This is a genomic window from Inquilinus ginsengisoli (genome assembly GCF_031453975.1).
In the GTDB taxonomy this organism is placed as follows: Bacteria; Pseudomonadota; Alphaproteobacteria; order DSM-16000; family Inquilinaceae; genus Inquilinus; species Inquilinus ginsengisoli_A.
On sequence record NZ_JAVDPW010000012.1, the window covers coordinates 40,741 to 65,734 of the forward strand.

At 70.4% G+C, this 24,994-nt stretch carries 21 protein-coding genes; 10 read left to right on the plus strand and 11 right to left on the minus strand.

Annotation, left to right across the window (positions count from 1 at the left end):
* Nucleotides 1–29: 29 nt before the first annotated feature.
* From E9232_RS29580 to E9232_RS29590, 3 genes are all read right to left on the minus strand, one after another.
* The gene (locus E9232_RS29580) at nt 30–2,513 is read right to left on the minus strand and encodes a beta strand repeat-containing protein (protein ID WP_309800360.1); all 2,484 of its coding nucleotides are present in this window, start codon (nt 2,511–2,513) and stop codon (nt 30–32) included.
* Nucleotides 2,514–2,743: 230 nt separating this feature from the next.
* Nucleotides 2,744–3,709 (minus strand): helix-turn-helix transcriptional regulator, encoded by a 966-nt coding sequence (locus E9232_RS29585; protein ID WP_309800361.1) that lies wholly within the window; start codon nt 3,707–3,709, stop codon nt 2,744–2,746.
* A gap of 155 nt (nt 3,710–3,864) precedes the next feature.
* On the minus strand, nt 3,865–4,218 hold the full coding sequence (locus E9232_RS29590) for a DUF1428 domain-containing protein (RefSeq protein ID WP_309800362.1): 354 nt from the start codon (nt 4,216–4,218) through the stop codon (nt 3,865–3,867).
* A gap of 380 nt (nt 4,219–4,598) precedes the next feature.
* Here E9232_RS29590 and E9232_RS29595 point away from each other — a divergent pair, with 380 nt between their 5' ends.
* Nucleotides 4,599–5,867 (plus strand): VTT domain-containing protein, encoded by a 1,269-nt coding sequence (locus E9232_RS29595; RefSeq protein WP_309800363.1) that lies wholly within the window; start codon nt 4,599–4,601, stop codon nt 5,865–5,867.
* Here the strand turns inward: E9232_RS29595 and E9232_RS29600 are convergent.
* Entirely contained in the window at nt 5,836–6,468 is a 633-nt protein-coding gene (locus E9232_RS29600) for a TetR/AcrR family transcriptional regulator (protein ID WP_309800364.1), read from the minus strand. The genes E9232_RS29595 and E9232_RS29600 overlap by 32 nt on opposite strands.
* 101 nt (nt 6,469–6,569) lie before the next feature.
* On the opposite strand from E9232_RS29600, the gene E9232_RS29605 reads away from it, so the two are divergent.
* Together E9232_RS29605 and E9232_RS29610 are read left to right on the plus strand one after the other, a co-directional pair.
* Nucleotides 6,570–7,310, plus strand: coding sequence for an SDR family oxidoreductase (locus E9232_RS29605; protein ID WP_309800365.1), 741 nt, complete (start codon nt 6,570–6,572; stop codon nt 7,308–7,310).
* Between the two features lie 168 nt (nt 7,311–7,478).
* On the plus strand, nt 7,479–9,014 hold the full coding sequence (locus E9232_RS29610; protein WP_309800366.1) for an MFS transporter: 1,536 nt from the start codon (nt 7,479–7,481) through the stop codon (nt 9,012–9,014).
* Between the two features lie 49 nt (nt 9,015–9,063).
* Here the strand turns inward: E9232_RS29610 and E9232_RS29615 are convergent, their stop codons facing one another.
* Nucleotides 9,064–9,624, minus strand: coding sequence for a hypothetical protein (locus E9232_RS29615; protein WP_309800368.1), 561 nt, complete (start codon nt 9,622–9,624; stop codon nt 9,064–9,066).
* A 261-nt stretch (nt 9,625–9,885) separates the two neighbouring features.
* Between E9232_RS29615 and E9232_RS29620 the strand changes: the two genes are divergently transcribed.
* From E9232_RS29620 to E9232_RS29640, 5 genes are all read left to right on the plus strand, one after another.
* Complete coding sequence (locus E9232_RS29620) at nt 9,886–10,659, plus strand: GntR family transcriptional regulator (protein ID WP_374710668.1); 774 nt, start codon at nt 9,886–9,888, stop codon at nt 10,657–10,659.
* Nucleotides 10,660–10,710: 51 nt separating this feature from the next.
* Complete coding sequence (locus tag E9232_RS29625; RefSeq protein WP_309800369.1) at nt 10,711–11,394, plus strand: amino acid ABC transporter permease; 684 nt, start codon at nt 10,711–10,713, stop codon at nt 11,392–11,394.
* A gap of 10 nt (nt 11,395–11,404) precedes the next feature.
* Complete coding sequence (locus E9232_RS29630) at nt 11,405–12,067, plus strand: amino acid ABC transporter permease (RefSeq protein WP_309800370.1); 663 nt, start codon at nt 11,405–11,407, stop codon at nt 12,065–12,067.
* Nucleotides 12,042–12,770, plus strand: coding sequence for an amino acid ABC transporter ATP-binding protein (locus tag E9232_RS29635; RefSeq protein WP_309800372.1), 729 nt, complete (start codon nt 12,042–12,044; stop codon nt 12,768–12,770). Before E9232_RS29630 ends, E9232_RS29635 begins: the two co-directional genes overlap by 26 nt.
* Nucleotides 12,771–12,831: 61 nt before the next feature.
* Nucleotides 12,832–13,623, plus strand: coding sequence for a transporter substrate-binding domain-containing protein (locus E9232_RS29640; RefSeq protein ID WP_309800374.1), 792 nt, complete (start codon nt 12,832–12,834; stop codon nt 13,621–13,623).
* Between the two features lie 59 nt (nt 13,624–13,682).
* On the opposite strand, the gene E9232_RS29645 is transcribed toward E9232_RS29640, so the two are convergent.
* On the minus strand, nt 13,683–14,528 hold the full coding sequence (locus E9232_RS29645; RefSeq protein WP_309800376.1) for a YihY/virulence factor BrkB family protein: 846 nt from the start codon (nt 14,526–14,528) through the stop codon (nt 13,683–13,685).
* Nucleotides 14,529–14,765: 237 nt separating this feature from the next.
* On the opposite strand from E9232_RS29645, the gene E9232_RS29650 reads away from it, so the two are divergent.
* Entirely contained in the window at nt 14,766–17,093 is a 2,328-nt protein-coding gene (locus tag E9232_RS29650; protein WP_309800377.1) for a molybdopterin guanine dinucleotide-containing S/N-oxide reductase, read from the plus strand.
* 334 nt (nt 17,094–17,427) lie between these two features.
* On the plus strand, nt 17,428–18,738 hold the full coding sequence (locus tag E9232_RS29655) for an O-acetylhomoserine aminocarboxypropyltransferase/cysteine synthase family protein (RefSeq protein ID WP_309800379.1): 1,311 nt from the start codon (nt 17,428–17,430) through the stop codon (nt 18,736–18,738).
* Between the two features lie 23 nt (nt 18,739–18,761).
* On the opposite strand, the gene E9232_RS29660 is transcribed toward E9232_RS29655, so the two are convergent.
* The 5 genes from E9232_RS29660 to E9232_RS29680 all read right to left on the minus strand — a co-directional run bounded on the left by E9232_RS29660 (nt 18,762) and on the right by E9232_RS29680 (nt 24,959).
* Nucleotides 18,762–19,670, minus strand: coding sequence for a lysozyme inhibitor LprI family protein (locus E9232_RS29660; RefSeq protein ID WP_309800380.1), 909 nt, complete (start codon nt 19,668–19,670; stop codon nt 18,762–18,764).
* A gap of 289 nt (nt 19,671–19,959) precedes the next feature.
* The gene (locus E9232_RS29665) at nt 19,960–20,934 is read right to left on the minus strand and encodes a substrate-binding domain-containing protein (RefSeq protein ID WP_309800382.1); all 975 of its coding nucleotides are present in this window, start codon (nt 20,932–20,934) and stop codon (nt 19,960–19,962) included.
* Nucleotides 20,931–22,247 carry an ABC transporter permease gene (locus E9232_RS29670; protein WP_309800383.1) on the minus strand — a complete coding sequence of 439 codons (1,317 nt, stop codon included), beginning with the start codon at nt 22,245–22,247 and terminating at the stop codon, nt 20,931–20,933. The genes E9232_RS29665 and E9232_RS29670 overlap by 4 nt, the downstream gene beginning before the upstream one ends.
* On the minus strand, nt 22,244–23,815 hold the full coding sequence (locus E9232_RS29675) for a sugar ABC transporter ATP-binding protein (RefSeq protein WP_309800385.1): 1,572 nt from the start codon (nt 23,813–23,815) through the stop codon (nt 22,244–22,246). The genes E9232_RS29670 and E9232_RS29675 overlap by 4 nt, the downstream gene beginning before the upstream one ends.
* Before the next feature lie 76 nt (nt 23,816–23,891).
* The gene (locus tag E9232_RS29680) at nt 23,892–24,959 is read right to left on the minus strand and encodes a LacI family DNA-binding transcriptional regulator (protein WP_309800386.1); all 1,068 of its coding nucleotides are present in this window, start codon (nt 24,957–24,959) and stop codon (nt 23,892–23,894) included.
* Between the last annotated feature and the right edge of the window lie 35 nt (nt 24,960–24,994).

The window sequence follows — 24,994 nt, forward strand, 5'->3', positions numbered from 1 at the left end:
AAGGAGGCGGGCCGTCGGTCCGGCGCCGGCTACAGCTGAAAGTCGGCAGCCGCCAGCGTGATGGCACCGGTCAGGGTGATGCTGAAATCGGCGGCGCCGTCGCCGTTCACGTCGCCGGTGACCACCGTCTGGCTGCCGATGACGACTCCGCGCAGTTCGCCGGCATGGTGGGTGAAGGCCCCGGCGCCGATGAAGCTGAACGCCTGGTCGCCGGCCAGGCCGGCGTTGGCGTCGATCTGCGTCAGGTCGATGCGGTCGGCCTGGGCGTGGCTGAAATCGCTGATCACATCGGCCGCATTGCCGACGGCGCTGTCGGCGGTCGCGGCATAGACGAAGCGGTCCGCGCCGGCGCCGCCGGCCAGGATATCCCTGCCGGCCGCGCCCCGCAGCACGTCGTCGCCGGCGTTGCCGACCAGCGTGTTCACCCCGGCATCGCCGACCAGGGTGTCGCCGGCGCTGCCGCCATAGACGCCCTCGATGGCGGTCAGGGTGTCGCCCTGGGCGTTGCCGCCGAGGCCGGTGCCGAGGGCGAGATTGACCGTGATGCCGACCGCGCTCTCACTGTACATCGCGATGTCGATGCCGTCGCCGCCCTGCAGGCTGTCGGCCCCGGCGCCCCCGCGCAGCACATCGTTGCCGGTGTCGCCGAGCAACGTGTCGGTGCCGTTGCCGCCGCTGAGCGTGTCGTTGCCGTCGCTGCCGACCAGGCCGTTGTTGGCGTCGTTGCCGGTGATGGCGTCGTTGCCGTGGCTGCCATAGACGTTCTCGATGCCGGCCAGGGTGTCGCCCTGGGCGTTGCCGCCGACGCCGGTGCCGGCGAGGAGGTCGACCGTCACGCCGATGCTGCCCTCGCTGTACATCGCCGCATCGGTCCCGATGCCGCCGTCCAGCGCATCGGCCCCGGCGCCTCCGCGCAGCACGTCATTGCCGTCGCCGCCGTTCAGCCTGTCAGTGCCGTCCAGCCCGGACAGGGTGTCGCTGCCGCCGAAGCCGGACAGGGCGTTGTCGGTGGCCGCGCCGGTCAGTGCGTCGTCGACATTGGTGCCCTGGACGTTCTCGATGTCGGCGCCGATCACGTCGCCCTGGGCTTCGCCGCCGGAGGCGGCCAGCGTGGTCAGGTTCACCGTCACCCCGGCCGGGCCGTTGTAGTCGATGGTGTCGATGCCGGCGCCACCGCTGAGCGTGTCCGCCCCGGCCCCGCCCTGCAGGAAGTCGGCCCCGTCGTCGCCGATGAGCGTGTCGTTGCCGGCCTTGCCGTAGAGGCGGTCGTCGCCGCCATAGCCGCGCAGGACATTGTCCCCGGCCGATCCGGTCAGCGTGTCGCCGAAGCCGGACGTGCCCTGGAGGTTCTCGATGTCGGCGCCGATGGTGTCGCCCTCGGCGTCGCCGCCCGACCCGGTGCCGCCGATCGTCACGATCACGCCCGCCGTGCCGTTGTAGTCGACCGTGTCGGTGCCGCTGCCGCCGGTCAGGACATCCGCGCCGGCCCCGCCTTCCATGACATCGTTGCCGCTGCCGCCATCCAGCACGTCGTCGCCATCCATGCCGAAGAGGTGGTCATCGCCACCGAAGCCCGACAGGGCGTTGGCCCCGGCCGAACCGGCCAGGCTGTCGCCGAACCCGTCGGTGCCCCGGAGGTTCTCGATGTCGTTGCCGATCACATCGCCCTGGGCGTCGCCGCCCAGCCCGTTGCCGCCGATCGTCGCCGTCACTCCGGCCGGGCCGTTGTAGTCGATGGTGTCGATGCCGGCGCCGCCGTTCAGCGTGTCCGCCCCGGCCCCGCCATCCAGGAAATCGTCGCCGTTGCCGCCGTTGAGCGTGTCGTTGCCGGCCAGGCCCATGAGGACGTCGTCGCCGGCGAAACCGGCGAGCAGGTTGGCCACGGCCGAGCCGGTCAGGCTGTCATCGCTGTCGGTGCCCTGGACGTTCTCGATATCGGCGCCGATGACGTCGCCCTGGGCCTCGCCGCCGGCCGCCGTCAGTGTCGACAGGTTGATGGTGACGCTGGCGCCGTTGTAGTCGATCGTGTCGATGCCGTTGCCGCCGGACAACATGTCCGCCCCATCCCCGCCGCGCAGGAAGTCGTCGCCTTCATCGCCTTGCAGCGTGTCATCGCCGGCCATGCCGATGAGGAAATCGTCGCCGCCGACGCCGGTCAGGATGTTGTCCGTCGCCGCACCGGTCAGCGTGTCGCCGGCATTCGTGCCGTGGAGCCACTCGATATCGGCGCCGATCACGTCGCCCTGGGCCTCGCCACCGAAGCCGAAGCCGCCGATCGTGACGTTCACCCCGATCACGGTGCTGTCATAGGCGACCACATCGACGCCGGCGCCGCCGTGGAACGTGTCCACCCCGGCATCGCCCTGCAGCAGGTCGTTCCCGTCGCCGCCATTCAGGATGTCATCGCCGCCTGCGCCGAAGAGATAGTCGTTTCCGGCAAGGCCGTTGATCGTCTCGCCGGCCGCGGTGCCGGTGATGGTGTTGTTGCCGGCGTCGCCGTTGATGGTCGGCATGAAAAATCTCTCCGTTCCGAAATCGATGCTGCGGTTGGCGCCGCGACGCGGCACGCCCAACAGCGGGACAAAGGCCGACGGCCGATGTCCCGCTGCCGGGAGACGGGGTGCCTTGCGGCGCGCGTGCCGGTGATGTGGCAGCGCTGAGCGGTTGATCGCATGGCCGGCGGCGGGGTGTCTTGGACTGGACGGCACCGGAATTGACTCGCGGTGCAGTCGGCGTCTGGCGGTCAACGCATGGCGGTCGGGGTGCAGCCGAAGCGCCGGCGGAAGCAGCGGTTGAAATAGGACACGTCGCTGAAGCCGACCGCCAAAGCGAGGTCGGCGATGCGCAGGGCGTCGGACCTCCGGTCGCCCAGCAGGACCGCGCTGCGCTGCAGCCGCAGCTCCAGCACCCGCTCGGCGAAGCCCGTCCCGGTCTCCTGCAGCAGGTCGTGGATGTAGCGGACGGAGAGGCCGAGCTGGCGGGCGAGCGACTTCACCGAGAAGCCGGGATCGGTGTAGCCGTCGCGGATGCCGGCGAGGACGGCGTCGATCCGCGCCGCGCGCAGGCCCCGCGACGCCGCCTGCCGGGCCGCATCCCCCGCGCCCCGGAGGACGAGGGTGAGCAGGTCCATCAGGGTGGTGGAGATGTGGGCGGCCAGCGCGGGGTCGTCGCTGGGCGGCGTGTCGTTCAGCAGCGTCAGATAGCTGCGCAGGAAGGCCAGCGACGCGCCGGACCGGCTGGTGGCGAGCAGATCGTCGACCCCGCCAAGCGCGCCGCGCATCAGCTCGCCCGGCACGACCAAGTTGCGCCAGACATGCCCGCCGCGCGGCGCCGCCCCGCCGGTGATCGAACCGCATTCCTGGGTCGACATCAGCGCCGCCGCGCCGGGCGCCAGCGCCATTTCGCGCCCGACATGCAGGCCGCCGACCGTGTCGGGCCCATCGTTGATCATCAGGAAATAGGCGTCCTGGCTGTCGGCGTGCAGGTCATGCGGGGTCCGTTTGACGGTCTGCACCGTCCCGCTGAAGCTGGCGAGCCCGACCGCGCCGTAGAGCGTCATGTCGAGGTCCGCCCGGAACGGCGCCGCCTCCGAGATCCGGATATCCAGGGACCCGATATTGGCGATGTAGAGATCGCGCCACAGCGAAAACCGCGCCCGCTCGTCGAGGCCATGCGGCAGCGCCTGGGACGAAAACCGGATGCCCTGCATCGTCGACGTCCCCGAAAGCATTCGAATATGCAGCTGCACCGTAACCTTTCGCGCAGCGATCGACAACGTTTGCGCGGCCGTTCGGACCTTATCCTGCGCGGATAGTGTCCCGGCCGGCACCCTTCACGGGCGCCGGCCGGGTCGATCAGCTGAGCTCAAAGCTCCACGAAGGCCTCGAACCCGCCAAAGATCATGCGCTTGCCATCGAAGGGCATCGACGCCGGATCCATCTCGATCCGTGGGTCGGCCATCACCTTGGCCATGATCGAATCGCGCGCCGCGCGCGATTCGTAGACGACCCAGGAGAACACGACGACTTCGTCCTCCTTCGCCTGCACCGCGCGCGGGAAGGATGTCAGCTCGCCATAGGGCACGTCGTCGCCGATGCACTCGGCATAGGCCAGCGCCCCGTGCTCCTTCCACACGGCGCCGGCCTTGCGCGCCAGCGCCTTGTAGGCGTCCAGTTTGGCCTTCGGCACCGCCAGCACGAATCCGTCGACATAGGACATCCCGCCCTCCTCTCGTGGTTGCTGACCCAAGGACGGTCCGGCGGCGCCGGTTCCGACATCGCCGCGAGATTTTTTCAGGCTTTCGCCAGAATCCGCATCGGGTGCGGCCGCAGCGTGTCGTGCGCGAACTGCACGACGGCGGGCAGCTTGGGCAGGGCCTAGGCCCGGCCGGGGTTAGTACAGGAACAGGCCGGGGGTGCCGCCGGAAATCGAACCTGCATAGAGTCCTGTGGATCGCGATGGCGGGGGCTGGCGGTGCCGCGGCGGAACGCCGCTTCCGGACCCGGCCGGTCGCTTCGGTTCTGGTGGAAGCGAAGCGGCGCTATCATCTTCCCGCGATCTCCCTGTATCTCCTTGTTATGATGCATCCGGAGTCGTCCATGGATCCGCTTGGAGACCTCATGCCCTGGATCGCCGCCTGCAGTGTCGCGGGCCTGCTCGGCATCACCCTGTTCGAACGGCTGCTGCCGGTGCTGCCCTCCTATGGCCTGCTGGTGGCGGTCGGGGTAGCGGTGAACGAGGGCTACTGGTCGTGGCCGATGGCCCTGGCGCTGTCCGTGGCCGGCAGCTTCGCCGGCAGCGTGCTGTTCTACGGGCTGGGCTGGGGGTTGGGCGAGGCCCGCGCCGGGGCGCTGCTGCGGCGCTCCGCCGGGTTCTTCGGCATGGCGCCGGCGCGGATCGACGGCTGCATCGCCTGGCTCCGCGACCGCGGGGCAGTGTTCGCGCTGTTCGCCCAGCTGGTGCCGACCGTGCGGCTGGTGGTGCCCGGCATCGCCGGGCTGCTGCGCGCCCGGCCGCTGATGTTCTTCACCGCGACCGCCCTCGGGATCGGCCTGTGGAACGGGCTGTTCATCGGCACCGGCTATGCCGCGGCGACGCTGGTCCAACCCAATCCGAATGCCACCGCGACCGCGCTGAAGGCGCTGGTCGCATTGCTGTTGCTGGAGCTTCTGGGCACCATGATCTGGCGCAACTTCTCCCGGCGGCGTCAGGCCGTCGGCCTCGCCGCCTCGACCGCCGGGGCATCGCCGGCGACCCTGCCGCCGATGGTGGCTTCGCGCCGCCAGGATGCGGCGGATGACTTCGCCTTCTTCCGGGCCTGGCTGAAGGCGCCGCTGCGGGTGGCCGCGGTGGTGCCGTCCGGCCGGGCGCTGGCCGCCGCGATCACCGCCGAGATCGTTCCGGACACCGCCCCGGTGATCGAGCTGGGGCCCGGCACCGGCGCCTTCACCCGGGCGCTGCTGGCCCGCGGCGTGCCGGAATCGCGGCTGGCCCTGGTCGAGGCCGGGCCGGACTTCGCCAAGCTGCTGCAGGAGCGGTTCCCCGAGGCGCAGGTGCTGTGCATGAACGCCACCCGGCTGTCAGCCGCCGATCCGTTCGGCGGCGAGAAGGCCGGCGCGGTGGTCAGCGGCCTGCCGGTGCTGTCGATGCCGCCGCGGGCGGTGATCGCCATCCTCGACGGCGCCTTCCACCACCTGCGCCCGGACGGCGCCTTCTACCAGTTCACCTACGGCCCGCGCTGCCCGATCCCGCGCGCCATCCTCGACCGGCTCGGGCTGAAGGCGGTGCGGATCGGCCGGGCGGTGGCGAATGTGCCGCCGGCCGCGGTCTACCGCATCAGCCGGCGCTGGCAGCGGCCGCCGGCGTAGCCGCCGTCATCGCGTCCCACGCCGCCATGGCGTGGTCGATGATGGCGTGCATCTCGGCGCGGCTGGTGCCGTCGCGGGCCTTGATCGACATCCCCGCCAGCACGGTCGAATAGAAGCCGGCCAGCGGGCCCAGCGCCGTGCCCGGCGGGAACTCGCCGGCCGTCGCCCCCTGTTCCAGCCGGCGCAGCAGCAGGCCGCAGGATTCCTGGTGCAGGTCCAGCAGGTGGGCACGCACGCCCTCGTGCTCGGGCGCCGTGTTGATGGCGCCGAGGATGACGAAGCAGCCATTCGGCAGGGCGGGATCGGTGAAGGCGTCGGCATTGTCGCGCAGCATCGCCTCGATAGCCGCGCGTGCGGTCCGCTGGCAGTCCAGCGCCCGGCGCGTGGCGGCACCGTCGGTGGCGCGGTACAGCGCGATCGCCTCGCGGAACAGCGCCTCCTTGCTGCCGAAGGCGGCGTAGAGGCTCGGCGCCGCGATGCCCATCGCCGCGGTCAGGTCGGCCATCGACACGCCCTCGAAGCCGCGCCGCCAGAACAGCTCCATCGCCCGCCGCAGGGCGGCGTCGCGGTCGAAACCGCGGGGCCGGCCACGTTCCGCCATCTCCGTTCCTTTCTTTAACGCTCCATAAATAATTCGCTTGACCGCCGGATGCAACTGTTCCACCTATTTGTTTATCGATCATTAAAGATATGGAGATCCCCATGGCCGACCTGACCGGAAGGGTGGCGCTGGTCACCGGCGCCAGCCGCGGCATCGGCGCCGCCATCGCCCTTCGCCTGGCGCGGGACGGCGCCGATGTCGCCCTGACCTACAGCGCCTCGCCCGAGAAGGCCCAAGCAGTGGGGCGGGAGATCGAGGCGTTGGGCCGGCGCGCCCTGGTGCTGCAGGCCGACAGCGCCGACCCGGCCGCGGCCGCGGCGGCGGTGGACCTTGCGGCGGAAGGGCTGGGCCGGCTCGACATCCTGGTCGCCAATGCCGGCATCGCCATCCAGAAGCCCTTCGCCGAATTCAGCCTCGAGGATTTCGACCGCACCCTCGCGATCAATGTCCGCGGTGTCTTCGTCGCCGCCCAGGCCGCTTCCCGCCACCTGCCGGAGGGCGGGCGGATCATCATCATCGGCAGCAACCTGGCCGACCGGGTGCCGCGGGCCGGCGCCACGCTCTACACCCTCAGCAAGACCGCGCTGACCGGCCTGGCCAAGGGCGCGGCGCGGGACCTCGGCCCCCAGGGCATTACGGTCAACCTGGTGCAGCCGGGCCCCACCGACACCGACATGAATCCGGCCGACGGGCCCCGCGCCGACACGCTGCGGTCGCTGATGGCGATCCCGCGCTACGGCAGCGGTGCCGACATCGCCGGGCTGGTGGCCTGGGTGGCCTCGGCCGAGAGCCGCTTCGTCACGGGGGCCGCGCTGACCATCGACGGCGGCATGTCCATCTGACAGCCCGGTTCGAAACTCGCCGCGGCGGCCGTCTGACGCGGTTTTCTGTGCTTCCGGTGCTCACGGACCCAAACGTCCGCTGCGCTCCGGTTCTCGCAAACCACGCCAGCCGACTCACCGGACCGAGTTTCGAACCGGGCCCTGATTCCTCAGCACAGGACCGAAGACATGACCGCACGCGCGATCTCCGACGGCGCCGCCAACAGCGCCTGGGTGCTCGGCGCCGTCTGCCTCGCCGGGCTGATGATGCCGCTCAGCTTCACTGGTCCGGCCGTAGCGCTGCCGGCGATCGGCCGCGACCTCGGCGGCAGCCCGCTGGCGCTGGCCTGGGTGGTCAACGCCTTCGTGCTCAGCTTCGGCAGCTTCGTCATGGCGGCCGGTGCGCTGTCCGACCAGCTCGGCCGCAAGCGCATGTTCCGCGCCGGGGTGGCCGGCTTCGCGCTGCTGTCGTTGGTGATCGGCTTCGCCCCTTCGGTGGTGATGCTCGACCTGCTGCGCGGCGCCCAGGGCGTCGCCGCGGCCATCGCCATGGCCGGCGGCGCGGCCTCGCTGGCGCAGGAGTTCGAAGGCCCGGCCCGCACCCGCGCCTTCAGCCTGCTCGGCACCAGCTTCGGCATCGGCCTGGCCTTCGGCCCGATCCTCGCCGGCGTGCTGGTCGAAACGCTGGGCTGGCGCGCCATCTTCCTGACCGGCACGGTGATCGGCTCGGCTGTGCTGGCGTTCGGCGTGCCGCGGATGCGCGAATCGCGCGACCCCGGCGCCACCGGCGTCGACTGGCCGGGGCTGCTCGGCTTCACCGCCGCCCTGGTGCTGCTGACCTTCGGCATCATGCAGGGGCCGCAGAGCGGCTGGGGCAGCCCGGTGGTGCTGGCCCTGCTGCTCGGCGCCGCGGCGATGCTGGCGCTGTTCGTGGCGGTCGAGACCCGGGTGCGGCGGCCGATGCTCGACCTGTCGCTGTTCCGCTATCCCCGCTTCGTCGGGGCGCAGTTCCTGCCGATCGCCACCGCGGTCTGCTTCGTGGTGCCGCTGGTGCTGCTGCCGGTGCGCTTCATCGGCGCGGAGGGGATGAGCGAGATCGAGGCCGGCGGGCTGATGATCGCGCTGTCGGCGCCGATGGCGGTGGTGCCGTTCCTGGCCGGGCTGCTGGCCCGCCGGTTTTCGGCCGCGGCGCTGTCCGGTCTCGGCCTGGTGGTCGCGGCGCTGGGCCTGGCCTGGCTCGCCGCCGTGCCGGTCGGCGCCGGCGCCCTGGCGCTGGCCCTGCCGATGCTGGTGGTCGGAGTCGGCACCGGCCTGCCCTGGGGGCTGATGGACGACCTGTCGGTCAGCGTGGTGCCGCGCGAGCGCGCCGGCATGGCCACCGGCATCTTCTCGACCATGCGGGTGGCGGGCGAGGCGGTGGCGATCGCCGCTGCCGGGGCGGTGGTGGTGGCGCTCGGCCAATCCGGCCTGCACCAGGCCGCTGGAGGCGAGGCGGCGCGGGTGGCCGAGGCGGTCAACGCCATGGCCGGCGGTGACCTCGGCCGGGCGGAGGCGCTGCTGCCCGGGCTCGGCCGGGCAGCGCTGGCCCAGGCCTATGGCGGCGCCTTCCAGGCCATGCTGGCGGTGCTGGTGGCCGCGACCCTGGTTGCCGCCGCCGTGGCCTACGGCCTGCTGCGCCGCCGAGAGCGGGTGACGTTGGAGACGACGGAGGCCTGCGAGGTGTGAAAGCGTTGCCTCTCCCGCCTGGCGGGAGAGGCAACGTGTCTATTTGCCCTTACGACGCGTCCGGGATCAGCTTGGCGCGCAGCGAGCGGCGGGCCTCGCGGTCCAGGCGCTGCAGCGCCTCGCGGATCTGCTGGGTGATGGCGCCGGCATCGCCGTCCGGGGTGCGGAAATAGGCCTGCGCCTCGGCGATCAGCACCGGCAGCGCCGCGGCGGCGGCCTTGGCGGCGGCGGCCTGCGATGTCGCCTTCGCGGCCATGCCACGGATGCTCTGCGCCAGCTCGGCGGCGGAGTCCTTCCAGGCGGCCGGGCCGGGATCGGAGACGTCGGTCGCCGCCTCCTCGACGATCTGGTCGATCAGCACCCCCGAATCGCGGGCGCCGGACCAGGAGGCGGCCAGGCGGCCGTCGCGGTCGCGGATCTCGGTCCAGCGGAAGGTCTGGCGTTCCTCGTCGGTCAGGATGCGCTCGACCCGGGCGAACATGCCGGTCACCGACCGGGCCCAGCCGGCGGGCAGCGTGGCCAGCTGCTCACGCACCTTGGCGTCCGCGCGGGCGCCGCAACTCTTCAGCATCTGCTTCAACCGCTGATGGGCCCGCTGTTTCACGACCATCCTCTTCGCTCTCCCTATCAACACCAGGCCCCGGCGTTCTGCTCCCATCCGGTTCAGGGGGGCGCCACGATCCTTCGACCCTTTAATCAAATGACCTTCCTCCGCGAGAATCAAGTCACACCCTGTCGCGGTGGCTAATTCTTTCGATCGATTCCGCTGGAGGCCGCGGAATCCCTCAATCGTGATCCGTACCATACCAGAGCTTGATCAACTGATATTTTAGTATACGCTGCATATCACAAACGCGGTGGGGAGACGCGGATGCGAGGTGCGGCCATGGCCGAAGAGGGTGACGGGTCGGTGGGACGGCGGCGGATGCCGCGATCGCCGCGGCTGGACGCATGGTCGACCGGCCAGCCCAACACCGCTGCGGCGCTGATTCGCCGGGCGCTGCGCGGCGACATCGTCGCGCTGCGGCTGAAGCCCGGCGCGCCGCTGGTCGAGAAGGAGATCGCCGAGCTCTACGGCGTCAGCCGGACCCCGGTGCGCGAGGCCATGCTGCGGCTGGCCGATGAGGGGCTGGTCGACATCTTCCCGCAATCCGGCACCTTCGTGTCGCGCATTCCGGTCCGGTCCCTGCCCGAGGCGATCATCATCCGCAAATCGCTGGAGGAGACGACGGCGCGGCTGGCGGCCGAGCGCGCCAGCGGCAGCCAGATCGCCGGGCTGCGCGCGGTGATGGAGCGGCAGCGCGAGCGGGCGGCGGCGGACGACCGCGACGGCTTCCACCAGGCCGACGAGGCCTTCCACGCCGGCGTGGCCGATGCGGCGGGCCATCCCGGCATCTGGACCCTGGTGCAGCAGGTCAAGCTGCAGGTCGACCGCTACCGGCGGCTGACCCTGCCCGAGGACGGGCGGCTGCCGCGGGTGATCGCGGAGCACGACGCCATCCTGGCGGGGATCGAGGCGCATGACCCCGATCGCGCCGCGGCGCGGATGGGGGCGCATCTCGGCGCGCTGCTCGGCGAGATCGGCGACATCCAGGGCCACAACCCGGATTACTTCATCGATGCGGCGAGGCCGGTCGGCTTCTAAGCGGCGCAAGCCTGGGACCAGGCTGCAAGACAAGGGAGGATTGGCGGCCCGATGCGGTACGAGTTCGATTTCGACAGCCTGGTCGCGTATTGGCCGTCCTTCCTGCGCGGCGCGCTGATGACGCTGGAGATGACGGCGCTGGCCACGGTGCTGGGCTTGGCCATCGGCGTGGTCCTGGCGATCGGCCGGCGCGGCCGGTCGCGCTGGATCGCCGGGCTGTGCGGCGCCTATGTCGAAATCGTCCGCAACACCCCCTACCTGATCCAGATCTTCTTCCTGTTCTTCGGCCTGTCCAGCATCGGCCTGCGGCTGCCGATCTTCTTCGCCGCGGTGCTGACCATGGTGATCAATGTCGGGGCCTACACCGCCGAGATCGTGCGCGCCGGCATCGACACCGTGCCCCCCGGCCAGGTCGAGGCGGCCCAGGCGCTGGGCCTGTCGACGCCGCAGATCTACTGGGACGTGATCCTGCGCCCAGCGCTGGAGCGGGTGTATCCGGCGCTGACCAGCCAGTTCGTGCTGATGATGCTGGCCTCCTCGATCACCTCGCAAATCTCGGCGGAGGAGCTGACGGCGGTGGCCAACAACATCCAGTCCGACACCTTCCGGCCGTTCGAGACCTACATCGTGGTGGCGGTGCTCTACCTCGCCATGGCGATGCTGCTGAAGTTCGGCTTCCACCTGTTCGGCCAGGCGATCTTCCCGCGCCGCCGCCGGCTCGGCACCCCGTTGTAGGAGAGGCCGGATGGGCGGCGCCTTCACCTTCAACCACCTGGTCTACCTGCTGCAGGGCGTGGTCTGGACCGTGGTGCTCTCGCTGCTGGCCTTCGGCCTCGGCGGGGTCGCCGGCTTCGGCGTCATGATGCTGCGGATCGCCCGCCGCCGTTGGGTGCGGCGCGCGGCCTTCATCTATGTCCAGATCGTCCAGGGCACGCCGCTGCTGATCCTGCTGTTCCTGGTCTATTTCGGGCTCGGCATCGTCGGTATCGAGATCCCGCCGCTGCTCGCCGCCGGGGTGTCGCTGATGGTCTATTGCAGCGCCTTCCTGGGCGAGATCTGGCGCGGCTGCGTCGAGGCGATCCCGAAGACGCAGAGCGAGGCCGCGGAATGCCTGGCCCTGACCCGCTGGCAGGTGCTGGTCGACGTCATCCTGCCGCAGGCGGCGCGCATCGCCACGCCGCCGACCGTCGGCTTCCTGGTCCAGGTGCTGAAGAGCACCTCGCTCGCCTCCGTGGTCGGCTTCGTGGAACTGACGCGCGCCGCCCAGGTCATCAACAACTCGCTGTTCCAGCCGTTTCTCGTCTTCGGCATCGCAGGGCTGTTCTACTTCGCCCTCTGCTATCCGCTGTCGCGTTGGAGCCGTTCGCTCGAAAGGAAGCTGAATGTCGGCCGTCGTCACGCTGCGTGATGTGCATAAGCGTTTCGGGGACCTCGAAGTGCTCAAGGGCGTGTCCTTCGAAGTCGCCAAGGGCGAAGTCGTGGCCGTGATCGGCCGCAGCGGCTCGGGCAAGAGCACCGCGCTGCGCTGCGTCAACCGGCTGGAGACGATCCAGTCCGGCAGCATCGAGGTCTGCGGCCATCGGGTGGACTCACCCGATCTGAACCTGCGCGCGCTGCGCCAGGACGTCGGCATGGTGTTCCAGAGCTACAATCTGTTCCCCCACCTGACGGTGGAGCAGAACATCACTTTGGCACCGCGCCGGGTCCGCAAGATCCGCGGCGCCGAGGCGCGCGACCTGGCCCGCGGCGCGCTGGAGCGGGTCGGCCTGGCCGACAAGATCCAGGCCTATCCGGAGCAGCTGTCCGGCGGCCAGCAGCAACGGGTGGCGATCGCCCGGTCGCTGGCGATGAACCCGCAGGTGATGCTGTTCGACGAGGTCACCTCGGCGCTCGATCCGCATCTGACCGGCGAGGTGCTGAAGGTGATGGAAAGCCTGGCGCGCGGCGGCATGACCATGATCGTGGTCACCCACGAGATGGCCTTCGCCCGGCGCGTCGCCAGCCGGATCGTGTTCATGCATCTCGGGAAGGTCTGGGAGACCGGGCCGGGCGAGATGCTGACAGCCCCCCGGACGGAGGAACTCCGCGACTTCCTGTCCAACGAACTCTAGCCGCGGGACCCGGTGCCGGCCCGATGCCGGACGACAAGACAAATGAGGGTGGAGGAACGTCATGACGCTGACAGGTTTGCTGAAGGTCGCCGCGGCTGCGGCGGCGCTGTGGGTCGCGGCCGCGCCGGTGGCGCAGGCGGATTCGCTGGATGACATCAAGGCGGCGAAGAAGGTGCGCATCGCCGTGGCCATGGGGGTGCCGCTGTTCGCCTTCGTGGACGACAAGCTGCAGCCCACCGGCTCGGATGTCGAGACCGCCAAGATGATCGCCAAGGACCTCGGCGTCGAACTCGAGCTGGTCCAGATCACCAACGCCGCCCGGGTGCCGACCATCCAGACCCGCAAGGCCGACTTCCTGGTCGCCGACCTGGCGATCACTGACGAGCGCAAGAAGGCGGTCGACTTCACCATCCCCTACGCCACGCTGAGCATCGTGGTCGCGGCCCCAGCCGGCGAGGCGATCAAGGATTATCCGGACCTGGCCGGCAAGCGCATCGGCGTCACCCGCGCCACGGTCAACGACACGCTGGTGACCCAGAACGCCAAGGACGCCGACATCGTCCGCTTCGAGGACGACGCGACGCTGATCACCGCGGCGGTGTCGGGCCAGGTCGACATCGTCTCGACCCAGGCGGCGGTGGTCGCGGAGATGAACAAGAACCGCACCGAGAAGCTCGAGACCAAGTTCGTGCAGCGCGAGCTCAACCTCGGCATCGCCCTGCCGAAGGGCGAGACCGCGCTCAAGACCTGGCTCGACGATTGGATCAAGACCCATTTCGCCGATGGCAGCCTGAATGCCACCTTCAAGAAGTTCCACGATCGCGACTTGCCGCCCGATCTCGTCACGCGCTGATCGGATGCGGCGCCGGCGGCGGCGGGTGGGGCCGCCGCCGCGTCAGGAAGGGCGCCGCGTCAGGAGGGTGGCCTGCGTCCAGGTCGGGGGCCGCGTTCGCGCTCGATCTCGGCATTCAACTCGGCGCCGATCAGGAAGATCACGGTCGACAGCCAGATCCAGGTCAGGAAGCCGATGACGGCGCCCAGCGACCCGTAGGTCGCGCCATAATTGCCGAAATTGGCGACGTACCACGAGAACAGCATCGACCCGCCGAGCCAGATGGTGGCGGCGATGATACCGCCCCAGTTCAGCCAGTGCTCGCGCCGCCCGCCGGGGCCGTAGCGGTACACCAGGGTCAGCGCCAGGATGGTCACCAGGTACAGGGCAGGCCAGCGCAGGATCCAGACCAGCGTGCCTGCGGCCGGCCCCAGCCCGACCAGGTTCAGGACGATCGGCACCGCCACCACCACGCCGATCGCCAGGGTGGCGAAGACGATGGCGCAGACCGTGAACAGCAGCGACACCGCATTCAGCCGGATGAAGCCGCGCCGCTCCTCTTCGTCATAGGCCACGTTCAGGGCATCGAACATCGCCTTGACCCCGGCATTGGCGCTCCACAGCGAGATCGCCAGGCCGGCGAAGAAGGCGATGCCCAGGCTTTTCGGCGGCTGGCTGGCAATGCGCTGCAGCTGCCCGCCGATGATCTCCAGCCCGCCGCTGGGCAGGATGAAGGCGAGGTCGTCGATGTTCTGCTGCACGGTGGAGACGTCGGCGATCAGCCCGTACAGCGACACGAACACGCCGATTGCCGGGAACAGCGCCAGCAGGGTGTAGTAGGCGACGCCGGCGGCCAGGGCGAAGACCCGGTCGTCGCCGATCTCGTGCCACACCCGCCACAGGACGATGCCGCAGCGGCGCGCCATGCGCTTCCATGGGCGCCTCCGTGGGTTGGGCGCGCCGGTCGCTGGTTCGGTTGCCTCCTCCGCCTCCATCCCGCTCCCCATTGCGGCCCCTGCCTCCGACTCCGAACGGCGCGGCGGTGGCCGCGTTCCCGGATTCCGACCATAAGTGTTGGCGGCCATGCCGGAAATCCGGTTGACGCGGCGGGCCTGGCTGCGACGATCGGGTTATCCGCCTGCGATCGACCAGGGAGCTTCGCCGTGCGCCGTCTCAGCCCGTCCTCCACCCATTACGGCGCCGTCATGGCTGTCGTCGACGGCGACAAGCTGGTCGGCATCGAACCCTATGCCAGCGACATCGACCCGTCGCCGATCATCAACTCGCTGCCCGGCCTGGTGCACAGCAGGCTGCGCATCTCGCAGCCCATGGTCCGGGCCGGCTGGCTGGCGAAGCGGCACAACAGCGACACCAGCCGCCGCGGCGCCGACGCCTTCGTGCCGGTGTCTTGGGAGACGGCGTTGGCCCTGGCGGCGGAAGAGCTGGCGCGGGTGCGGACCGAACACGGCCCCGAATCCGTCTATGGCGGCAGCTACGGCTGGGGCAGCGCCGGCCGGCTGCACAACGCCCCGACGCTGCTGCGCCGCATGCTCGGCGTCACCGGCGGCTACACCGCCTCGGTCAACAACTACAGCTTCGGCACCGCCCTGCCGCTGATGCCGCACATCATCGGCGACTTCAACCGGGTGCTGACCGACATGACCGACTGGCGCAGCATCGCCAGCGACGCCCGGCTGGTGGTGGCTTTCGGCGGCATGCCGCCGCGCAACAGCCAGATCGCCTCCGGCGGCACCGGGCGGCACCAGCAGCGCGACTGGAACCGCCGCAGCCGCGAGGCCGGGGTGCAGTTCGTCTATATCGGCCCGGTGCGCGACGACATGGCGGCCGAGGCCGGGGCCGAATGGCTGGCGCCGCGGCCCAACACCGACACCGCGATCATGCTGGGCCTGGCTCACACCCTGGTGACGGAGGGGCTGCACGACCGCGCCTTCCTCGACCGCTGCACCACCGGCTTCGACCGCTTCCTGCCCTATCTCATGGGCAAGGCCGACGGCGTGGCCAAGGACGCCGACTGGGCATCCGCGATCTGCGGCCTGCCCGCCGCCACCCTGCGCGACCTGGCCCGGCGCATGGCGTCGCAACGCACGCTGATCAGCCTCAGCTGGTCGCTGCAGCGCTCCGACCATGGCGAGCAGCCCTACTGGATGGGCACGGTGCTGGCGGCGATGCTGGGCCAGATCGGCCTGCCCGGCGGCGGCATCGGCTACGGCTACGGCGCCGAAAGCAATGTCGGCTCGGCCAGCGACGGCCGCGGCCGCGCCCGCATCGGCGCCGGGCCGAACCCGACCGGCCGCTACATCCCGGTGGCCCGCATCTCCGACCTCCTGCTCAACCCGGGGATGGAGGACGACTACAACGGCCAGAAGATCACCTATCCCGACACGCGGCTGGTCTACTGGGCCGGCGGCAACCCGTTCCACCACCATCAGGACCTCAACCGCCTGCTGCTGGCCTGGCGGAAGCCGGAGACGGTGATCGTGCAGGAGCCGTGGTGGACGCCGGTGGCCCGCCGCGCCGACATCGTGCTGCCGGCCACCACCAGCTTCGAGCGCAACGACATCGGCGGCGCCGCGCGCGACCCCTTCATCCTGGCGATGCCGCAGGCGATCCCGCCGGTCGGCCAAGCGCGCAGCGACTTCGACATCCTGGCCGAGCTGTCCGACCGCGGTGGCGTGCGCGAGACCTTCACCGAAGGCCGCGACGAGATGGGCTGGGTGCGCCACTTCTACGACGGCGACCGCCGCGCCGCGGCCGAGGAGGGCGTCGAGCTGCCGGGCTTCCAGGAGTTCTGGGAGCGCGGCCATGTCGAGATGCCGCTGTCGGCCCGGCCGAAGATCCTGCTCGAGGCGTTCCGCGCCGATCCCGGCGCCAACCCGCTGGCCACGCCGAGCGGCCGGATCGAAGTGTTCTCCGACCGCATCGCCGGCTTCGGCTATGACGACTGCCCGGGCCATCCGGTGTGGCTGGCGCCGGCGGAATGGCTCGGCGCGGCGGCCACCGACCGCTTCCCGCTGCACCTGATCTCGAACCAGCCGAAGACCCGGCTGCACAGCCAGCTCGACGCCGGGGTGACCAGCCGGGGCGAGAAGGTGGCGGACCGCGAGCCGGTATGGATCCACCCGACCGACGCCGCGGCGCGCGGCATCCAGGACGGCGACGTGGTGCGGCTGTTCAACGACCGCGGCGCCTGCCTCGCCGGGGCGCTGGTCACCGACCGGGTGATGCCGGGCGTGATCCAGCTGGCCACCGGCGCCTGGTACGACCCGGAGGTGCCGGGCGAGATCGGGGCGATGTGCAAGCACGGCAACCCCAATGTCCTGACCCGCGACAAGGGCACGTCGCGGCTGGGGCAGGGGCCCAGCGCCCACACCTGCCTGGTCGAGATCGCGAAGCACGAAGGCCCGGTGCCGCGGGTGACGGCCTTCGACCCGCCCGAGATTCTCGATCCGCAGGCCGAGGCGGCGGAGTAACGCCGCCCACGGCGTAGGTTGGGTTCGCCTCGGCGAACCCAACATCGGGCCGCAGATCCGGACGGGACATGTTGGGTTCGCGAGCCGCGAACCCAACCTACTCGCACTTTGTCATGCCACGGCTTGACCGTGGCATCCAGGGGCGGCCAGAGCGGCTCTTCGGGGCCCCTGGATTGCCCGGTCAAGCCGGGCAATGACATCTGAGGAGTAGTTATAACATCATGAAATAGTTATATATGTTAATGAACAAACAGAAAATGACTTTGCAAATTGTGCCGCACCAAATCCGTGTTAATCTCTCCATGACGCCATTGCCTTACCTCGGGAGAGAGAGATGTCCGATCCGGCGCTGCGCCCCGAAACCCTCGCCCTCCATGCCGGCTGGCGGGCCGATCCGGCGACCGGCGCCGTGGCGGTGCCGATCTACCAGTCGACCTCCTTCCAGTTCCGCGACACCGACCACGCGCAGAAGCTGTTCGCGCTGGAGGAGCTGGGCAACATCTACAGCCGCATCGGCAACCCGACCAACGACGTGCTGGAACAGCGGATCGCGGCGCTGGAGGGCGGGGCCGCGGCGCTCGCCGTCGGCTCCGGCCAGGCGGCCTCGGCCTTCGCGGTGCAGAACCTGGCCCGGGTCGGCGACAACATCGTCAGCTCGACCGACCTCTATGGCGGCACCTGGAACCTGTTCGCCAACCGGCTCAAGGACCAGGGCATCGAGGTCCGCTTCGTCGACCCGGCCGACCCGGAGAATTTCCGCCGTGCGGTCGACGACCGCACCCGCGCCTTCTACGCCGAAAGCCTGCCCAACCCCAAGCTGACGGTGTTCCCGATCGCGGAAGTGGCCGCCATCGGGCGCGAATTCGGCATCCCGCTGATCGTCGACAACACCGCCGCCCCGGTCCTGCTGCGGCCGTTCGAGCACGGCGCCGCCGTGGTGGTGTATTCCACCACGAAGTATATCGGCGGCCATGGCACCTCGATCGGCGGGCTGATCGTCGATGGCGGCAATTTCGACTGGGCGGCGCATCCCGAGCGGCAGCCGGCGCTGAACACGCCGGACCCCAGCTATCACGGCGCAGTCTGGGTCGAGGCGACGAAGCCGCTCGGCCCGATGGCCTACATCGTCAAGGCGCGGACGACGTTGCTGCGCGACCTCGGCTCGGCGCTGTCACCGTTCAACGCCTTCCAGATCCTGCAGGGGCTGGAGACGCTGCCGCTCAGGATCGAGCGGCATTCCCAGAACGCCAGTGCCGTCGCCGCCTTCCTGGCGCGGCAGCCGGAGGTGACGCGGGTGATCCACCCGTCGCTGCAGACCGGGGTGGCGCGCGACCGGGCCGAGCGCTACCTCAAGGGCGGCTTCGGCGGCCTGGTCGGGTTCGAGCTGGCCGGTGGGGCCGAGGCGGGGCGCCGCTTCATCGACGGGCTGCAGCTGTTGTACCACGTCGCCAACATCGGCGACGCCCGCAGCCTGGCGATCCACCCGGCCTCGACCACCCATTCGCAGCTGACCGCCGAGGAGCAGCAGGCGACCGGCGTCTCCGCCGGCTATGTCCGGCTCTCGGTCGGGATCGAGCATATCGACGACATCCTGGTCGACCTCGAGCGCGGCCTCGGCGCGGCCAGGGTGGCGAAGGCGGCGTAGGCTGGCGGCGCTTCGGAGGTGACTCACGCCCCCGGGATCATGATGTGCGGCGGCAGGGGCTCCAGCCCCGGGGCGCCGAGATAGCTGACCACCGGCTTCTTCGCCTCGGCCTTGCGGTATTCGCCGTAGATTGCGCCGGCCCGGCACTGCCGGTCCAGCGCCGGGGTCCGGCCGTCGCGGTTGATCCAGACCTTGGTGCCGACCCGGGTGAACCGGATCAGGGCGGACGGATTCAGCGGGTCGGCCAGGTACAGCCGGTCGCGGCCGCCGATCGCGCCGTCCCGCAGGTCGGGCAGCGGGAAGCGGTCGTCGAGGTCGAGGCGGACGCCGGTGAGGGCGACCGCGCATTCATGGCCGTTGTGGTCGAGATGGAAGAAGACGTTGACCTCGCCGACATACTGGGCCGGCAGCACATACATGGTCCAATGCGGGCCGTCGTAGCGGCCGCCCCATCCGGCCGGGTCGATCGCCGCGGTCAGGGTGCGCAGCATGCCGAACTGCCGTGTCTGGATGCAGGCGATGTCGGCGCCGCACTGCTCGACCCAGCGGCGCACGGCCAGGCGCATGGCGTCGGTCTTTCCGGGGCCGACCTGCGCCGGCCCGGTCGCCGCGATCTTCCAGCCCTGGATGCCGTCGATCTGGCGGTCCAGCCACAGCGCGGTCGGCGACCCGCAGATGGCGCGCTGCGCCGGGCCCAGCCGGCCCGAGCCGCAGCCGGGCCCGGCGCCGACCTCGGCGATGGCGTCGGGCGATGACGGCTCGGGCAGGGCTGCAACCCGCGGTGGTGCGGTGGGGGGCAGCCCGGGGATGAGGATGCCGGGATAGGGCACATCGGTCACCGGCCCTTCACCGACCAGCGGCGCGTCACCGGTGGTAACGTTGCCACAGGCGGCCAGGAACAGGCACGCGGCGAGGCAGAATCTGAAGGCCATGGTGTCCGTCCCGGTGCGGCGTTGAGGACAAACCCGCGATGCCTCGGGGATCAGGCCGCGCCGAAGTCGAAATGCCGGTCGGGCGCGTCCTGATGTCTCGAAATACATCGTTCGTGAAATAATGATCTGCAAACTGGAAGCTTAAGATAATGTTAATTTCTGAAGATGCCCAGAGGGAACTGCAACCAGAAATCAGATAAAATTTTACAGTTGTTGCGTCGATCCAAGGGGTCCGCAGTCCAGGCGCAGGCCGGGCCCGCCCATCGGCGAGCCCAACCTGCGGCCGGTGCTACAGCAGCCCGTTCCGCTTCAGGATCTCGGGTGCGTTCTCCTTGGTGATGGTCTCGGTCGGCAGGACGATGGTCTTCTCGACCTTTTCGCCCTTCAGCAGCTTCACCGCCTGGCGCAGGCCTTCGGCGCCCGGGGTCGGGTACAGGAAGGTCGCCGCCAGCTCGCCCTTGTTGACCCAGACCACGCCCTCGTTGGGCAGCCCGTCGACGCCGACGAACTTGATCTCCTTCTCGCGCCCAGCATCCTTGGCGGCGAGATAGGCGCCATAGGCCATCGGGTCGTTGTGGCCGTAGACCAGATCGATCTTCTCGAAGTTGCGCAGCGCCGTGGTCATGATGTCGTAGGCCAGGTTCTGCTTCCAATCGGCCGACTGCTTGTCCAGCAGGTATTTCAGCCCGGGCTCCTTGTCCGCCACGGCGTGGAAGCCGTCGGACCGGTCATGCGAGGCCTGGGTGCCGAGGCCGCCCCAGATCTCCACCACATTGCCCGCGGCCTTGCCCGGGCCGCCCAGGGTCTTGACCACGAAGTCGCCCACCGCCTTGCCGATCACCACATTGTCGCCGCCGATGAACTGGGTGTAGCCCTGGGTGTCGACGTTGCGGTCCAGCACGAAGACCGGGATCTTGGCGGCGATCGCCTTCTCCACCACCCCGGTCAGCCCGGCCGATTCCTTGGGCGAGATCAGCAGGGCGTTGACCTCCTGCCGGATGAAGTTCTCGACATCGGCGACCTGCTTCTCGGTCTTGTCCTCGGCGTCGGCGATCAGCAGCTCGACATCGGGCTGCTTCTCGGCCTCGGCCTTGATGTCCTTGTTGAACTGCACCCGCCATGGCTCCAGCGTCGTCGCCTGGGAGAAGCCGATGCGCCATTTCTTGTCGGCGGCGCGGGCCGCGGTCCAGCCCGCGGGCAGGTACAGGGTGACGCCGGCGCCCAGCGCCAGCGCGGTGGTCTTCAGAAGATCGCGACGGTTCATGGTTGCGTTCCTTCCCGATGGATCAGCGACGATCCTTGTTGGCCCGGCGCCTCGGATCGGGCGGCGGGGTCCCGCCGGGCTGCGCGCGCCGTGCGGAACGGCGCCAGCAGATCGGCCAGGTTGCGCTCCTGCAGCAGCACGGTGACGATGATGATCGCCCCCTTGAACACGAGCTGCAGGTTTGAGTTGATGTTGTGGAGCTGCAGGATGTTCGACAGCAGCCCGAAGATCAGGACCCCGACCAGGGTGCCGGCCAGCGCGCCGCGCCCGCCCATCAGGCTGGTGCCGCCGATCACCACCGCGGCGATGGCGTCCAGCTCCAGCCCCGCCCCGGCGTCCGGCTTGCCCTGGCGGTACTGGGCGACATAGAGGATGCCGGCCAGGGTCGACAGCATGCCGGAGAAGGCGTAGGCGGCGATCTTGACCCGGTCGACCGGAATGCCGGACAGCCGTGCCGCCTCCTCATTGCCGCCGATGGCGTAGACGTAGCGGCCGAACACGGTCAGGCGCAGCAGCACCGCGAACACGGCGACGGCGGCCAGGAAGAACAGGCCCGGCACCGGCAGCACGCCCCACAGCATGCTGCGCAGCAGCTCGATGTCCTCGGTGGCGTTGGTGCCGGCATAGACCGGCAGCACCGCGCTGTCCTGCCCCGCGGTCAGCCGCGACAGGCCCAGCATGCCGACCATCATCGCCAGGGTGACGATGAAGGGCTGCAGCCGGCCGGCGACGATGATGGCGCCGCTGACCGCGCCGACCATCAGCCCGGCACAGGGCACCGCCACCAGCAAAGCGGGGACGCCGAATTTGGTGTCGACCTGCGGCACCAGCCAGGCTGCCACCAGCGCCGCCAGCGCCAGGCCGGCGGCGCCCGGCACCCAGCCGTCGCGCAGCGGGTCGGCCGCCGCGCGGTGGCGGGCGCCGACCGGCCCGGCCGTGCGGCGCAATCCCCGTCCGACGAACCGGACCAGCAGGAAGGCGGCGACGAAGGCGACGGCGATCGCGGCCGGCACTCCGACCCCGGCGGCGCTGGTCCAGCCGGCCTGGGTCAGCAGCGTCGCGGTCAGCACCGTGCCGAAGGCCATCACCGACCCGACCGACAGGTCGATGCCGGCGATCAGGATCACCACGGTCATGCCGACCGCGGCGAGGCCGGTGATCGAGACCTGGCGCAGCACGTCGGTCAGGTTGCCGTAGGACAGGAAGATGTTCTTGCCGCTGCCGGTGACCGGCGAGAAGGCGACGCCGATCAGCAGGATGACCAGCAGGCCCCAGTACAGCTTGGTGCGGGACAGCAGGCGCAGCAGGGTCATGACGCAATCTCGGCGGATCGGGTGGGGGTGCGGGCGGTGGCGAGGTGCATGATCGCCTCCTGGCTGGCCTCGGCGCGGGACAGCAGGCCGGTCTGCCGACCCTCGCACATCACCAGGATGCGGTCGGCCAGAAGCAGCAGCTCGGGCAGTTCGGAGGAGACCAGCAGGATGGCGATGCCCTGGCCGGCCAGGGCGAAGACCAGGTCGTAGATCTCCTTCTTGGCGCCGACATCGATGCCGCGGGTCGGCTCGTCCAGCAGCAGCACGCGGGGCGCGGTGGCCAGCCACTTGCCGATCACCACCTTCTGCTGGTTGCCGCCGGACAGGCGGCCGGCCGGCTGCTGCGGCCCGGTGCAGCGCACCCCCAACCGGCCGATGGTGTCGCGCGCCAGCGCCGCCTCGCGCCCGAACAGCCGGATGCCCAGCCGGGACAGCAGCGGCAGCGAAGGCAGGGCCAGGTTGTCGCGGATCGAGGCGCCGAGCAGCAGCCCGGTGACCTTGCGGTCCTCGGTCACCAGCGCCAGCCCGTGCCGCTTGGCGGCGATCGGGCCGTCGATCGCGACCTCGGCGCCGTCGATGCGGACGGTGCCGCCGCGGCGGCCGCGGGCGGAGCCGAAGATGGTCTCCAGGATCTCGGTGCGGCCGGCGCCCAGCAGCCCGCCGATGCCCAGGATCTCGCCGGGATGCAGGTCGAAGCCGACGCCGTCCAGCACCCGGCGCCAGCCGCCGCGCCGTCCCGGCACCTCCAGCGACAGGTCGCGGACGCTCAGCACCGGCGCCCCGGCGGCGTCCCGCCCCGCCGGATGCGCCGCCGCGGCCAGCTCGCGCCCGACCATATGGGCGATGATGCGCTCACGGGTCAGCGCGGCGATCGGCGCGGTGGCGACGGGACGGCCGTCGCGCAGGATGGTGACGCGGTCGGCCAGGTCCATCACCTCGTCCATCCGGTGCGAGATGTAGACCACCGCGACGCCGTCGCGGGCCAGCTGGCGCACCACCGCGAACAGGGTGGTGCACTCCGCCGGCGACAGGGCCGAGGTCGGCTCGTCCATGATCAGGATGCGGGTGTCCAGCGACAGCGCCTTGGCGATCTCGACCAGCTGCTGCTCGCCGACCCGCAGGCTGGCCACCCGGGCGTCCGGGTCGATGGCGATGCCCAGGCGGCGGATCAGCCGGGCGGCCGCCGCGCGCAGGGCCGGCCCGTCGACGAAGATGCCGCCGCGCAGGGGCTCGCGGCCCAGGAAGATGTTCTCGGCCACGGTCATGCCCGGCACCAGGTTCAGCTCCTGGTGGATGATGCCGATGCCGGCCTCCTCGGCGTCGCGCACCCCGGCGAAGCGGCGTGGCACGCCGTCGACCGCGACCGTGCCGTCATAGTCGGTGTGGATCCCGGCCAGGATCTTCATCAGGGTCGACTTGCCGGCGCCGTTCTCGCCCATCAGCGCGTGGATCTCGCCGGGGAACACCGCCAGGTCGACGCCGTGCAGCACCGTGACCCCGGCGAAGGCCTTGCCGATGCCGACGGCCTCCAGCGCCGGGATGCCCGGTGCCGGTCTCTCTGTGCCCACACTCTCTGTGGCAGTGGTCGACACGTCTCCTCCCCCATCGGTCTCGGCGGCTTCGTTGCGTCCGCCCGGTTGGCTGCTACGGCGGTCCGGCCTCCTCCGTCGCCCGCCTCCGTGCCGGGCTGAAAGCTTTCATCGCTGGTGGCGCAGCCGTGGTTTCGCGCGCGATCAGCGGCGCCGGCAGGCGGATGTGCTCCGCCGCCCGGTCCGGCGCCTCGAACCCCGCGGTCAGGATGCGCCAGGCATGCCCGGCCAGCGCCTCGGTCGGCTGGCGGATGGCGCTGACGAAGGGCCGCAGCACGGTCAGCCAGGCGAAATCGTCGAAGGCCAGCAGCGACAGGTCCTGCGGGATCGCCAGCCCGGCATCCTGCACCGCGCGCAGCACGCCCAGCGTGGCGACGTTGCTGCCGGTGAAGATCGCGGTCGGCCGATCCGGCCCGGCCAGCACCGGCAGCACCCCGGCCCGGGTCTCCTCCTCGGTCATGCCCGGCAGCAGCACCCGGGCGCGGTCCTGCAGCCCGGCATCGCGCATCGCCGCCAGGAAGCCGTCGACCCGCGCCGCGCTGTTCCACAGCCGGGTGGAATTGATGACGAAGGCCAGGTCGCGGTGGCCGAGGCCGAGCAGGTAGTCCGTTCCGGCCCGGGTCGCCGCGGCGTTGTCGGACGCGACCGACGGGAAATGGTCTTTCGCCGCGACGCGGTCCAGCACCACCACCGGGATGCGGTGATGCCGCATCTCGCGCTCGGTCGCCGACCAGTCGCGGGTCGGGATGATGATCAGCCCGTCGACCCGGCGCGACAGCAGCGCCCGCACCCGCTCATGCTCGCGCTCCGGGTCCTCGCGCGAGGTGACGATGATGACCTCGTAGGCCTGCGACAGCGCCAGGTTCTCGAGGTGTTCGACCAGCTCGTTGAACACGATGTTGAGCACGTCGGGCACCACCAGCCCGATGGTGCGGGTGCGCTGGCGGCGCAGCCCGGCGGCCAGGCTGTTGGGGCGATAGCCCAGCGCCTCGGCCGCATCCAGCACGCGCTGCCGGCTTTCGGCGGCGACGCTGGTCTTGTCGTTGAACACGTTGGAGGCCGTGCCGAGCGAGACGCCGGCCCGCGACGCGACCTCCCGGATCGTCGTCTTCCGCTGCGACATCCCGCAACTATGAAACGTTTCATGCGGGAGTCAAC